11 protein-coding genes are annotated in these 13,515 nt (G+C 40.1%); 4 read left to right on the forward strand and 7 right to left on the reverse strand.

Translation table 11 applies throughout. From position 1 onward, the window contains the following. Positions 1 to 33 precede the first annotated feature (33 nt). From ACTNDS_RS12865 to ACTNDS_RS12885, 5 genes are all read right to left on the reverse strand, one after another. Positions 34 to 2,538 carry an FtsX-like permease family protein gene (locus ACTNDS_RS12865; protein WP_441036177.1) on the reverse strand — a complete coding sequence of 835 codons (2,505 nt, stop codon included), beginning with the start codon at positions 2,536 to 2,538 and terminating at the stop codon, positions 34 to 36. 12 nt (positions 2,539 to 2,550) lie between these two features. Beyond that, positions 2,551 to 3,267, reverse strand: coding sequence for an ABC transporter ATP-binding protein (locus ACTNDS_RS12870; RefSeq protein WP_441036178.1), 717 nt, complete (start codon positions 3,265 to 3,267; stop codon positions 2,551 to 2,553). 74 nt (positions 3,268 to 3,341) lie between these two features. Beyond that, positions 3,342 to 3,653, reverse strand: coding sequence for an ArsR/SmtB family transcription factor (locus tag ACTNDS_RS12875; protein ID WP_441036179.1), 312 nt, complete (start codon positions 3,651 to 3,653; stop codon positions 3,342 to 3,344). A gap of 13 nt (positions 3,654 to 3,666) precedes the next feature. Next, positions 3,667 to 5,553 (reverse strand): heavy metal translocating P-type ATPase, encoded by a 1,887-nt coding sequence (locus ACTNDS_RS12880; RefSeq protein ID WP_441036180.1) that lies wholly within the window; start codon positions 5,551 to 5,553, stop codon positions 3,667 to 3,669. Positions 5,554 to 5,661: 108 nt separating this feature from the next. Further along, positions 5,662 to 5,880: a cation transporter gene (locus ACTNDS_RS12885; RefSeq protein WP_441036181.1), complete on the reverse strand. Its 219-nt coding sequence runs from the start codon at positions 5,878 to 5,880 to the stop codon at positions 5,662 to 5,664. A gap of 163 nt (positions 5,881 to 6,043) precedes the next feature. Here ACTNDS_RS12885 and ACTNDS_RS12890 point away from each other — a divergent pair, with 163 nt between their 5' ends. The 4 genes from ACTNDS_RS12890 (at position 6,044) to ACTNDS_RS12905 (ending at position 9,820) form a co-directional block, all read left to right on the forward strand. Beyond that, a complete protein-coding gene (locus ACTNDS_RS12890) occupies positions 6,044 to 6,412 on the forward strand; it encodes an ArsR/SmtB family transcription factor (RefSeq protein ID WP_441036182.1) in 369 nt (122 codons plus the stop codon). Positions 6,413 to 6,425: 13 nt separating this feature from the next. Next, positions 6,426 to 7,421: a helix-turn-helix transcriptional regulator gene (locus ACTNDS_RS12895; protein WP_441036183.1), complete on the forward strand. Its 996-nt coding sequence runs from the start codon at positions 6,426 to 6,428 to the stop codon at positions 7,419 to 7,421. Between the two features lie 705 nt (positions 7,422 to 8,126). Then, complete coding sequence (locus ACTNDS_RS12900; RefSeq protein WP_441036185.1) at positions 8,127 to 8,468, forward strand: plasmid mobilization protein; 342 nt, start codon at positions 8,127 to 8,129, stop codon at positions 8,466 to 8,468. Continuing rightward, positions 8,417 to 9,820 carry a relaxase/mobilization nuclease domain-containing protein gene (locus ACTNDS_RS12905; protein WP_441036187.1) on the forward strand — a complete coding sequence of 468 codons (1,404 nt, stop codon included), beginning with the start codon at positions 8,417 to 8,419 and terminating at the stop codon, positions 9,818 to 9,820. Before ACTNDS_RS12900 ends, ACTNDS_RS12905 begins: the two co-directional genes overlap by 52 nt. Before the next feature lie 79 nt (positions 9,821 to 9,899). Here ACTNDS_RS12905 and ACTNDS_RS12910 read toward each other — a convergent pair whose 3' ends face one another. Next, positions 9,900 to 12,203 carry a DUF3849 domain-containing protein gene (locus ACTNDS_RS12910; protein WP_441036189.1) on the reverse strand — a complete coding sequence of 768 codons (2,304 nt, stop codon included), beginning with the start codon at positions 12,201 to 12,203 and terminating at the stop codon, positions 9,900 to 9,902. 37 nt (positions 12,204 to 12,240) lie between these two features. Next, on the reverse strand, positions 12,241 to 13,311 hold the full coding sequence (locus ACTNDS_RS12915) for a helicase (RefSeq protein WP_441036191.1): 1,071 nt from the start codon (positions 13,309 to 13,311) through the stop codon (positions 12,241 to 12,243). Positions 13,312 to 13,515 lie beyond the last annotated feature (204 nt).

Raw genomic sequence — 13,515 nt, forward strand, 5'->3', positions numbered from 1 at the left:
GCTAACCTGCGCTTATGCTTCGTTATGGTCTTTCTATTCCACATTTTTCAGGGCTTTATCCATTGGAATTTTCCGAATTCTATTAAAATCAAAAATCACAACAATCAAATATCCCACAAGAACAAAAATAAACATTTTCACATATCCCGTTGGTTCAATGACAAATGAAAACCATCCACTATATTCAAACATGATTGCTCTCCAAGCCTTTCCCATAACCAACGCCCCTAAACCAACGCTGATTGCGTCTATGAAAAGCAATATTATTGTCGTAGAAAACAGGTAAAGGCTTGCTACCTCACGATTTTCATATCCAAGAATTTTTGTCATGGCAATGGCATTTTCATTTTTCTCTATAATAATCTTTGTCAAAAGATATATCATAACGGTTGATAGCAAAATACAAAGGAACTGAAAATACTGCATATATGCTCCCAAGGAATGATCTAACTGGTCACACATTTTAGTGATATCTCGTTCCGTGAGAATTGTTGCGATGTTATCTTCCATAATATCCGTAATTTCCGTATCAGATAAATAACCACTAAATTCCCCTTCATCCAGATTAAAAACTGTAAGGAATCTTCCTATGGGCATAAACATTGCGATACTCTGGCATTTGCCGTAGATTCCTGCAGTTTTAAACTCATATCGTTTATTCTCATACTTCTCATCAAGAAAAAATGTATCTCCTACCTCCAAACCATACTTATCCTGAAAGGATCTGGAAATATAGACTTCATTTTCTTTCAGTGATCCCAAATCCGCAATTTCTACATAGGCACTGTCTGCAGATATCCCATATACAGAAACCTCCTCATCCAGATCTTCTCCTTTTTTCTGCAACAGCCTCATACAGAATTTCTCTGCACCCCTGTTTTCAGTATCAATTCTGTTCCCTTCTTCGTCTTCATATGTTTTCAATACATATTGATACTTTGCAAATATCAAATCTTCGGCATTTTCTTTATAATAATTCAACGTGGATGGCATCCCAACCGCCATCGCCAACATCACCATGATAAAAAATACCCCGACAAAAAGGAGAATATAGTTAGGAATATTCTGGAAAATAATGCGTAAGCGGAATCTGTTGAAAAACCTCCATCTCGGCAAACGCATGGCTTTTTTACGTTTTTTCTTTTTTAGGTCATTTCTTAAAAACTGCAAAGGTGTATGCTGCATCATTTTCATGATAACAATCAGGTTCACCACCAACATCAGCATCAATGGAAGGACCGTTGTCTTAATAAATGCATCTGGATTCCATATAGTCTCATAGGAAGGGAGACTGTAACTGTTATAATATATAGACACAACCGTTTTCTTGAACATTGAATATCCCAGCAGATTTCCAATAACTGCTGAAATAATCGTTACAATCACTGGCATAGACAAATAGTGTCGTATCAATTCTCCCTTAGTGTACCCAGAGGCACGTAATGCTCCGATTGTCTGAGACTCCTTTATCATTGTGTTGCTGATTGTAATAGCAAAAATAAATGCAATGATTACAATCAGTATATCCAGCAGGACACCTCCCAGGGCTTTATCAGCTCCCATATCTTTCGTTGCGAAAGTGACTGCCGGATTGGCATATCTGGGAATATAATCTACCATTTCATTATTACTCACAACAGTCTGTGTGAGCAGCGCTTTCAAAAAATCATCAGAAAAGCGCTTTTCTTCCACTTCATCTGCCGGCTTCTCCACATACTGCCACGCATAAGAATAATGGACAGAGCTGCTCAATCGTTCAAATCCACTCCCTGTTACCATCGCAACGTCAAACATTAGAGCATCGAACATCAAGTCCGTACTCTTTTCATGAAGAGTAGAATAGTTTACATAAGCAATCAACCCAACTACTTTATAGGATTCCCCGCCAACCAGTATAGTATCTCCCACTTCAATTCCTGCGTTATCTGCATACATCCGATCAATTGCAATTTCATCGTTTGCTTTGGGAAATTCTCCGTCCATGAGGCATGCCAGATTAACATCATCGTTCTTAACATACACACGAATGGTTCCGTCAGAAATACCATCGATATCATTGTCTTCTTCCTCATCTTTATAAAAATTTTCATATACTCTAACTGGAACAGTTTTGAAATCCGGATCATTTAACTCATATTTTTCTTCCGCATCAGCATACTTTTTTTCTATCTCATCCTGAATTTTTTTCCATGATTCTTCATATATTCCGGGAAATGCCATTCCATATTTTTTATCTAATTCTTCTTTTGCCTGATTCAGATAGTATTGTTTTACATCTGCTTTAACTCCGGTCCTGATGTTTGAAATAAGGTTCTCGTCTGCTTTGCTGCTTAATTCAAAATGTCCGTCTTCAAGCATATATCTGGATATACTTTTTTCTAAAGCTTTTATCATACTGCCATTGGCAACATACATGCCGGATACAAATCCAATAGTCAAAATCAGAAACAGCCCTACTACAAGATACTTTCTCCATTCACATCTCATTTTTCTTGGAATTCGTCTTATAAGAGGATTTTTTATTCTTTTATTTTTCATGCCTGACACCTCTTACCATTCCAAATCCGCAGCTGAAATTTTATTTGTATTGATAATATTATGGCGTACATTTCCGTCACGGAGTTTAATTACACGATCTGCCATATTCTTGATTGCTTCATTATGTGTGACCACTATGATTGTATTTTTATATTTCTGATTTATATCTTGAATCAGCTTCAGAATTTCCTTCGATGTATTGTAATCCAACGCGCCTGTGGGTTCATCGCAAAGCAAAATATCAGGGTTTTTGACAATAGCACGTCCTATAGAAACACGCTGCTGCTGGCCGCCCGACAACTGGTTTGGTAATTTGTATCTGTGTTCATAAAGTCCCAGTGTATGCAAAAGCTCATCAACATCAAAAGATTCATTTGATAAATATGCGCCAACTTCTATATTCTCCTTCACATTCAGATTTCCAATTAAGTTGTACATCTGAAATACATATCCAAGATGTCTCCTGCGATACTGAGTCAGTTTTTTTTCGTCCATATCCTCCAGTTTATCGCCATTAATGGAGATGTAGCCTGAATCGGCACTGTCAATTCCTCCAATAATATTCAGCAATGTAGATTTCCCAGATCCGGAAGGCCCCAAAAGAACACAAAATTCACCTCTTGCTACAGAAAAACTCATTCCCCGCAAGACTTCCTGACGGCTCTCCCCACTTCCGAATCCTTTCTTTAAATCGACAATCTCCAAGAATTTTTTCTCTTTCTCAGACATATATTCTCCCTCCAGTGTCCCAACACTATTCTTATATTCCGGTAGTTTCAAATTGATATCCGGCTATATTCCTTCTATTCCAGAATATGTTCCAATCCTTTCTCAATAATGGTATGAATATGCCCATCCGCCAAACTATATATTATTTCCCTGCCTTCTCGTCGCATTTTGACTAACCTGTTTGATTTTAGCAGCCGCAACTGATGGGATACTGCTGATCCCGACACATTCAGCTGCTTCGCTAAACCACCTACACAAATCTCATGCTGATGAAGTAAAAGCAGGATTTTTACTCTGGTTGGATCCCCCAGCATTTTGAACAGTTCTGTAAGAAGATTCAGGTCTTTCTCATTTAATCTGTTTTTCTCAATTAGTTTTACTGCCATTCATGAATCCTCTTTACAATTTTTGTACATGGAGTGAACGGATTGCATTTAAAATTGCAAGCACCATAACACCTACATCCGCAAAAATGGCAAACCACATATTTGCAATACCAATTGCTCCAAGTCCCAGACATGCAAACTTGACCACTAACGCAAAAACAATATTCTGATATACGATCCGCAAACATTTCCTTGATATTTTAATAGCTTTCGCAATTTTCATAGGATCATCGTCCATCAGCACTACATCTGCTGCTTCTATAGCGGCATCTGACCCCATAGCTCCCATAGCAATTCCAATATCCGCCCTGGAGAGTACCGGGGCATCGTTAATACCATCCCCGACAAATGCAAGTTTCCCTTTCCCTGTCCAGTTTCCCAGAAGTTTCTCTACTTCTTCCACTTTATCTCCCGGAAGAAGTTCACTGTGTACCTCATCTACTCCCAGATTAGAAGCTACCTGATTGGCTACCTTTTCTGCATCTCCAGTCAGCATGACCGTCTTTTCGATTCCAGCCTTTTTTAGTGCATGGATTGCTTCTTTTGCATGAGGTTTTTCAATATCTGAAATCACAATATGGCCGGCATATCTTCCATTGATAGCCATATGGATAATTGTTCCGACACTATGGCAATCTGTGTATGAAATTCCCATCTTCTTCATAAGCTTGCTGTTGCCAACAGCAACAGGGATGCCATCTACCCTGGCCAAAATGCCATTCCCACTGATTTCCTGAATATCACTGACTCTGTTGCGGTCAATCTCTTTGCCATAAGCACGCTGCAGGCTTTTACTGATTGGATGAGAAGATGAACTTTCTGCCAAAGCAGCATATTCCAAAAGCTTCAATTTATCCATTTCACTATGATGGATACCGCTTACTTCAAAAACGCCTTGTGTCAATGTCCCTGTTTTGTCAAAAACAACCACTTTTGTCTGCGATAAAGTCTCCAGATAATTGGAACCTTTCACCAGCACACCTTCACGGCTCGCTCCCCCAATTCCTGCAAAAAAGCTAAGCGGAATACTGATAACAAGCGCACATGGACAGCTAATAACTAAGAATGTCAATGCACGGTATATCCATTCTCCCCACTGTGCCGAAATTCCCAGTATTGTCATCTGAATGATTGGCGGAAGAACTGCAAGTGTCAGGGCTGCAATACAAACCGCAGGGGTATATATTTTTGCAAATTTGGAAATAAAATTCTCTGATTTAGATTTTCTCGAGCTGGAATTCTCCACAAGTTCCAAAATTTTCGATACCGTTGATTCCCCGAATTCTTTTGTCGTAATGATCTTGAGAACACCAGTCATATTGATACATCCACTAATGACCTCATCTCCCAAATTTGCTTCCCTTGGAAGGCTCTCTCCCGTTAAAGCACTGGTATTTAAAGTAGAATTTCCCTCTGTAATTATTCCATCCAAAGGAATTTTTTCCCCCGGCTGTACAATAATAGTGCTTCCAATTTCTACTTCATCCGGATCCACTTTTACAAGTTTCCCGTCTTTCTCAATATTCGCATAATCCGGCCTGATATCCATCAAAGCGCTGATATTTCGGCGGCTTTTACCTACTGCATAGCTCTGGAACAGTTCTCCGATCTGATAAAACAGCATAACTGTTATTGATTCACTGTAATCACCGCTTTTTTCGTAGATTGCAAGGGCAATCGCACCAACAGTTGCCACTGCCATTAAAAAGTTTTCATCAAATACCTGTCCATTCAGGATGCCCTTTACTGCTTTTCTTAAAATATCATATCCAATAGTCAGGTACGCAACCATATAGAGCGCCATCCTCAGCAATCCGGTAACCGGGGTAAAAGCTAGTCCTATCAGCATTACTGCCGATATAATAATTCTCATCAACATGATTCTCTGTTTTTTCGTCATGACAATCCCTCCAGTATTCAACACATGATTATTTGTTCATATATTATTTTAAAAATTAGCGCCCCTAAGTGGATGATCATTCCGGGGCGCATGCGATTTTCTGAAAATTTAAATGTAGATCTCACAGTCCGGCTCTACTTTCTTGCACGCCTTGATTACATTTGCCATAACGGCTTTCGGTTCCTGCCCTTCCTCAAACTCTACAATCATTTTCTGCATCATAAAATTGACCGTTACGGAAGCAACGCCTGATGTTTTTCGTGCTGCATCCTCCATCAAATTCGCACAGTTTGCACAATCAACTTCAATTTTATAAGTTTTTTTCATGTGGTAATCTCCTCTCTATTCAAGTATTAAGCACTTGTTTAATTGTAGTGTCTGTAGTATAATCAACGCATACAGAATTGTCAATGACTCCCGTTCTCCTTCTTCTAAACGGGACAAAATTATTTCTATTTTGGATAAAATATAAAAAGGAGGGTACCTCATAATGTCTGAACTGCATTTACCACATTCACATGAAAGCCAGAAAATTGAAGATCTGCTACCGCAGCTTTCCAATACAAGAGACTTTGAAATAGCAGCTGACATTTTCAAACAACTAGGTGACAGCAGCCGTCTTCGTATCTTCTGGCTCCTTTGTCATTGCGAAGAATGTGTAGTCAATATCTCTGCTATAGTGGATATGACAAGTCCTGCTGTCTCACACCATCTCAAACAATTGAAGTCCAGTGGCCTTATCGTCAGCAGGCGAAATGGTAAGGAAGTCTTTTACAAAGCTGCTGACACAGAACAAAGCCGGTTATTGCATCTTATCATCGAAAAAATTCTGGAAATCGTCTGCCCTTCACATCCATAAAGCGGAGGTACCTATGAGAGTTTATGACTTGGATGAAATAGAAAAAAAATTGAAAAACATTCCTGACAGAACCATTCAGTTTTTAAAACCAGATTCCCTTAAACAAGAGCTTTCTATTATAACTAACCAATTTGAAACAGGAATAGAGGGAAAAGGCTGCATCGAAGCTCTTTTTCTCTTTCCCGGAATTTTTCTGACTTTTTTTACATTTCGAGCTTCCAGTATCTCTGTCCGCCATCATGCATTTCCTTCCCTGCTACAGATTACTTTCTGCCATAGAGGACGGTTGGGTTGGACTCTGGATCATGATGGCCATATTTATCTTGGTCCCGGTGACATGTCCGTTCATCGCATGGATACCTGTACTGATTCTATACTAAATCTCCCTTTTGGATACTATGAGGGAATTACACTCTTCATCTCTCCGCAAAACTTCAAGACTTCCCCGCCGGGATTTCTTCAGGAAGCAGGGATTACTGACATAAAATGGCTTGAAAAATTTTGTATAGGAAAAGAATATGCTACCTTTCCGGGGGACGGAAAAATCAGAAATATATTTTCCGTAATATATGATTCCCCCGAACACCTTCGGGATTCTTATTGTAAGTTAAAGGTACTTGAACTTTGTCTCTATCTAAGCACCTTATCCGATTCCCATGTTCAAAATGTTTCCTCCTGCCCTCCTGATCAGGCAGAAGTTATAAAACAAATTCACGATTATCTCCTGCAAAATTTGGGAAAAAGAATCACTATTGAAGAATTATCTAAGCGATATCTGATTAATACTTCCACACTAAAAGATGTGTTTAAATCAGTATACGGCGGCTCTATTGCAGCCCATATGAAAGAGCATCGCCTTGAAGAAGGAGCCCGACTTCTTCTGGAAACAAATGACAGCATTGCCCAGATAGCTAAAAAAGTCGGATATGAGAGTCAAAGCAAATTTTCACTTGCATTTAAAGAAATGTTTCATGTTCTTCCTACAGAATATAGGAAAAAACGAAAATAAATGATTTTATATATTTTTTCTCTTTCCACCATATTATGACCATATTTATGTTTTATGATCGCTACTGTAAACAACAGATGTCGCCTAAGCATACGGGTACCCAATCTTTTAGTCGGCATCGCCTAACAACAATTCTGTTTTTTAACAGATTTACATAGATTACTCATTCTTCACTTCTATACTTCCAGATAGAAATAATAATATACATTTCTATCTGGAAATATTTCTTTATCCAAACAAACTTTTCTATAAGAATTCTTAACAGCCTCGAACAAATATTATTTTCTATAATACACACAACATACTTTTTCCAAAAACGAGGGATATCTATCAACGCACAGATATAAGAAGACAGTTAACAATAATTTATGAATTATGTTACTCATACTCCATTCAAAATAGGAAACCTATTACAAACTATGATAGCAAGCACTGCCGGTGTCCGGACACAACGGCAAAATCTCCCCATCGTCAGTATGTCGATCTGGATAAATTTTCACAGGGAAGTATCCCTGACCCTCTTCTATTTTATAATTTCTTTATTTGACCATACCAATTACTTTTGCTACAATAATTTATGAATACGTGTATCCAAACAACCGAATAATCCTAACACAAACTGTTGTAAACCGAACAAGTTGCAACAGTTTTTTTGTACCATTTTTTCAAAATCGAAATATAAAAAACAGAAAAGAGGAATGAATTATGGCAAACCGAACCCGGACACACCGAAACGAATTTCATTTAAATGATGATGAGCAATACATTCTGGACGAAAAATTCCGGCTTTCCAAAATGAAAAGCAAATCTGCATTTCTCCGGAAACTGGTACTTTATGGTTTTGTCTATGATGTGGACTACTCCCACATCCGGGAAATGAATGCCCTGCTTGGCAACATTGGAAGCAATCTGAACCAAATTGCCAAACGAGTGAACAGCACAAATACCATTTACAAAAAAGATATGGAAGAGATAAAGGAGCTGATGAATCAGATATGGCAGTTACAAAAATCCATGGTATCAAAGCAACCGTTGATAAAGCAATAGAATATATCTGCAATCCGGACAAGACTGATGAACAGATTTATGTCTCATCTTTTGCCTGCTCGCCGGAGACTGCAGCTTTGGATTTCAAATACACGCTGGACCATACAAACGAACAGATTTCTTCTAATGGACAAAATAGAGAAAATAAGGCGTTTCATCTGATACAGGCTTTTGCCCCGGAAGAAGTTTCCTATGACGAGGCACATACGATTGGAAAAGAATTGGCCGACCAGCTTCTGGAAGGAAAATATTCTTATGTATTGACCACGCACATTGACAAAGGCCATATTCACAATCATCTGATCTTCTGTGCTGCCGATAATATTGATCATAACCATTACCATGACTGTAAAAAAAGTTACTGGAAAATCCGCAAACTCAGCGACCGATTGTGTGAAGAACACGGGTTGTCTGTCATTCATTCCACCGAAAAGCGTGGCATGAGATATAATGAATGGTCTGCCAATCAAAATGAAAACAGTTGGAAGACCAAAATACGAAAAGACATTAATCAGGCAATCAAATCCTCTTCCACTTATGATGATTTTATTGCTTTGATGAATGCCAAAGGCTATGAAATGAAAAATACTTCCCTGAATCAAAACAGCGGTAAATATATTTCTTTCCGTCCCTCAGGAAAAGACCGTTTTGTACGGGGCAGTGCTAAATCACTGGGGAAAAATTTCACGAAAGAACGGATTAAAGAACGCATAGAAAATAAACAAGATCGCAAGCGCATGTTCACTAGATCAGACAATCTGCAGAAGCTTATAAACATAACATCTGACACAAAATTCTCTGAAAGCACTGGTTTGAAGAAATGGGCTTCCAAAGAGAATCTGAAAATTGCGGCACATACATACAATCTTATGCTTTCCAAAAATATCCATAATTTTTCAGAATTAAACGAGCGAATCAATGTTCTGAAAGAACAGACACAGACAGCTAACCGCAGCATTGTTTCTATCGAACACCAGCTCCAGGAACTTTCCGAAATCATCAAATATGCAGAGCAATATCAGGAAAACAAACCTTTCAATGACCGTTATGAAAATGCCAAAGATCAGGACCGTTTCCTGCGGAAATACGAATCACGGATTATTCTCTTTGCCGGTGCAGAACGTATGCTCCAGCGTAAAGGAATTGACCCACGCCATATGAAACTGGAACACCTGAGAAAACAATATCGTGATCTCATTTCTCAAAAGGAAAAGCTGGCAATGCAGCACAAATCAGCTTCCGCTGATCTCAAAGAACTGGAACAGATCAGGCAAAATATGGAAGAATATCTCCAAGTACATCCGCTGGATCAGGAAAAACCGTTTAACCCTAACACCACACCGGAACTATAAAAGTTTTTCTTAATTCTGCCCATAAAAAGACGGTAAAGGATGCTGATAACAACACCCTTTACCGTCTTTTCTTTTTTCATCATTCCATCCCCATTTCAGGCTTTTTTACTGTATCTTTTGGTGGTTTACTTTCTGCTTTTTCATTGGAAAGCTGCTCTTTAGCAAGTTCCAGTCTCTCTACGATTGAAAACACCCTTACTCCTTCATTTACGCTTTTTACTATGTCCTTTACCATGGAATTGTTCAGCATCCCATCTATCTGGTTATAGTTGGCTTCCTCCAGTTCTTCAACTTTTGTAAGAGGGTTTCTCGCTCGGCGTTCTGTCAGGTCATCCATGCGCTTTAATAGTTCCGCCGCTTCTTTTACATCTTCCGCAGGTTCTTCCTCGTCAATCACCCCCTGTATCCAGTCACGGATATAATCTTCCTCTCCTTTCTGCAGGTCACTGTAAATCTTGCTGATATTTTCTTCCCTGTTCTTCACCGCATCCCGGTAGCCATAGGGATCAACCATTTTGGAAAATTGATCAATATCTTTTGCCAACTCATTGCACACTCTGTCCAAATCCTCTGCATTCTCACGCTGCAATCTGGCCTGCGTCTCTACGTCCCACACTTCTGCATCCGGAAATTGTTCAATCAGATCACGGATCGCCTGTTGTACCAGAGGATGATCCCTCAATTCAGGAACCATATTGATGGTATCTACATCTATTGTCTGCCCCTCCAATACTCCCATCGAAGTATCCAGATCTTCATCTGTCCCTTCCGTATGCAGGGCAAATCCAATGCCTTTGATTCCATTCATTCTTTCGGAAGGAATGGCTTCATACAGACGCACAGCTTCCTGAAAAGTCAGATGGTCGTGATATTCACCCAATGACGGAAATTCCATACATTCTGCCACATAAAACGTCAGTGTCTGTACCGGTTCCCCGGTCGTAACCTCTGCTTTTATTCTATCGGAAATCGTTTCTCTTACTTTCAGTTCCTCCCTTAAAAGGTTGATGAATCCGTCCAGTACCGCCGGATGGCTGTTCACAACAAAGTCAGCATTTCTCTCCTCTCCCCACGGGTCCTTATCCTCAAATACGGGAATACTCTCTGCCCACTTTCTGTTCTCCACAGAAAATCTATTGTCCCATGAAAAATGCCGCACGGTATTGGCAAGCACGTAGGACATCCTCTCTGCCCCATATTCCTCGAGTACAACTTTTGCTGCATCAGATGCAAGGCGCATCCCGTCAAACCGCTTCCTGATTACATCCTCAATGGCATCACGGCAGGATATGTTTTCTTTTTTGGATTGCCTGTATGCTTCTGTCTCACCGTGTTCCCGTGCATAAGCTGCTGAATGCGGATAAATAGGATGCTCTTCCGGTTGTACCTGAAGCGGCACAATCCGGTTCGTCGCCTCTGTCCTCTCCATAAACTCCTCATAGTTGATTACCTGACAATCCTCAAAAGCCAGTCCCTCGTCCTCAAGGATTTCTTCGATTGCCTCTTCAATAGTCAGACCCGGATTTTCATAAATACCCCCATCCAGTTCCCGGTAATCATCGCCATAAAAAGTATAATCAAAACCTCCCTCTGTATGCTGGATAGTGAAATACCTGTCTCCAATCTTGTAAGCAATTTCTGCATCATGCAAGTCAATCTCCACATCCACCTGCTCTACAGCATTGATAATTTCCGGATTATCCCACCCTTCTACATTCTGGTAATCCAAAATATTCCTGTCCACGCCATTGATACACTGGATAAAATCGAGGCTTCCCGGCAAAGGGAGGCTGTTCTGGATGCCAAAGGCTTTCTGCTTATGGTTTGGAAGGCTGAAATATGCCTGTAGGGCTTCTTGCATATCTGCATATTCCTTTATTTCCAGTGGGCCTGACTTCTGCAGATCTTCCACCACATAATAGTGGTCAATAAAAGGCTTTTCGTTTTCTTGTTCCTGTTGCCTTTCCAAAAACTGCGGCACCGCACGGAAACCAAAACTGTCTACATACATTGCCTGGTTTTCTCCATTTTTGTGAAGTAACACAATGTCACTGACTGATAGGGAGTGCCCGGTAAAATCCTCCGGACGGAACAAATTAAATTCTTCAAAAATATCATCCAGCGTCTGCCCTTCCTGAAGGGGTGCTATATAGACCAGCCTGTAATTATCCTTCTCGACTTTTAAGCCGGACTTTTCCAGACGGTTCAGACTTTCAAAGCGGTGGTAGTGCAGATTCTCACCATCCCTTAACTGATAGATACCAAACATATCCCTCCCGGCAGAAAATAACTCATTTTCCATCTCTGCCATTTCTTTCTCAATCTGGTTCACCATTTTCATAGCGGCTTCTCTCTGCCTCATCAATTCTGCGTATGTTGCCATAAGTTTCTCCTTTCTGTGGTTCTTGATTTATACTTTTCTATAAACTTGCTGCTTTCTCCCTGTTTCTAACGGTATCCAGCCCCGTCTGCTGACTCTGTTCCTGATAATAAGCCAGTTTTCCCATGATAGACGGACGGTTTTCTTCTGTCCTCTGTCCTGTCCCATTTTTTACAAATAGATCCGGATTTTCCCCAAAAGACTTCCCGTTCTCATTTTCTTCCGGAAGATTCTCTTCATCGCCCGGTTCATCCAGACATTCCTCTGTTCCTTTTTCATCCATATTTAACAGGGCATTTAATTCTGCAAGGCGCTCCAGTTTTTCGTTCAGTTCATCCTCCTGCGCAAATGGTTTTTCCACTTCCTCTTTGGCATTTTCAAGCTGTTTCTCCGTATTAGCCAATAGCTCCTGCTCTTTTGCCTGGCTTTTTTCCATCCCATCCAGAACATTGTTGATGCGGGTCAGATTACCAAAGGCATCAGAACCAACCTCAATGCTGTGTGTCAGCGCACCTTTCAGGTTCAATGTGAATTTCTGATAAAAAGTGTCATAAACCACATTCATTTTAAACCCCAGATATTCCCCTATCTGCACCGGCTGGTTTGGTGTTTTCACCTGCCTGCAGAATGCGATCAGCGCAGTTCCTGCCTCCTTTTTATCCGTATATGTCCTGTCTCCCAGCGTCATGGAAAAGTTATCTTTATCCGAAGGCAGCACTTCTCTGTAATGGGCAATGTCAACCGCATACGCAGCAATCAGTTCCTTTGTACTGCTGATTTTCTTCGGATAATGCTTCAGGATATTGTCCTGCAGGCGGTAGATCTGACTTGTATGGTTGGCCTTTAACAGTTTCAGTCTGGAAACCTGTATATCCAGGTCCATTTTTTCTTTAATATAGGGATTGCCCGTTGCCAGTGCTTTTACCTCTGCGTAACTCAAACTGGCTTCATCTATATCCTCGCAGGAACGTACCGGTGATTTACTGGTCATGATCTGGCTGATGAACTTCTGCTTATTCTCGATGACCTGGTCGAGTAGGTCAGCGGTATTACTACCGCTTTCCCCTCTAAGAACCGTGCGTGAGAGTTTCCCCTCACACGGCTCAAGCACTTATAAGCCCTGCGTTAGCAGAACCAGTTCATCAACATTTTTCGAGTAATGAAGTTTTCTATGGCAATCAGCATGTAATAAGACATTCTTTTCTTTAAAATCTGCTCCCACTTCGGTAGTGTAAAATAGTTTGTGTTTTTGGTAAAAAATAACTCCTTTTTGGTAAGAATTCAGATATGACAATTCTTATCGAAAAGGAGTATT

Origin of the sequence: Blautia sp. HCP3S3_C12, from assembly GCF_052064155.1 — a bacterium.
GTDB lineage: Bacteria > Bacillota > Clostridia > Lachnospirales > Lachnospiraceae > Blautia_A.

Coding starts and splice junctions, on each gene's coding strand:
- ACTNDS_RS12890 (WP_441036182.1), top strand. CDS start 6,044: ATGTCTGAACTGCATTTACCACATTCACATGAAAGCCAGAAAATTGAA.
- ACTNDS_RS12865 (WP_441036177.1), bottom strand. CDS start 2,538: ATGAAAAATAAAAGAATAAAAAATCCTCTTATAAGACGAATTCCAAGA.
- ACTNDS_RS12880 (WP_441036180.1), bottom strand. CDS start 5,553: ATGACGAAAAAACAGAGAATCATGTTGATGAGAATTATTATATCGGCA.
- ACTNDS_RS12900 (WP_441036185.1), top strand. CDS start 8,127: ATGGCAAACCGAACCCGGACACACCGAAACGAATTTCATTTAAATGAT.
- ACTNDS_RS12895 (WP_441036183.1), top strand. CDS start 6,426: ATGAGAGTTTATGACTTGGATGAAATAGAAAAAAAATTGAAAAACATT.
- ACTNDS_RS12910 (WP_441036189.1), bottom strand. CDS start 12,203: ATGGCAACATACGCAGAATTGATGAGGCAGAGAGAAGCCGCTATGAAA.
- ACTNDS_RS12885 (WP_441036181.1), bottom strand. CDS start 5,880: ATGAAAAAAACTTATAAAATTGAAGTTGATTGTGCAAACTGTGCGAAT.
- ACTNDS_RS12875 (WP_441036179.1), bottom strand. CDS start 3,653: ATGGCAGTAAAACTAATTGAGAAAAACAGATTAAATGAGAAAGACCTG.
- ACTNDS_RS12870 (WP_441036178.1), bottom strand. CDS start 3,267: ATGTCTGAGAAAGAGAAAAAATTCTTGGAGATTGTCGATTTAAAGAAA.
- ACTNDS_RS12905 (WP_441036187.1), top strand. CDS start 8,417: ATGGCAGTTACAAAAATCCATGGTATCAAAGCAACCGTTGATAAAGCA.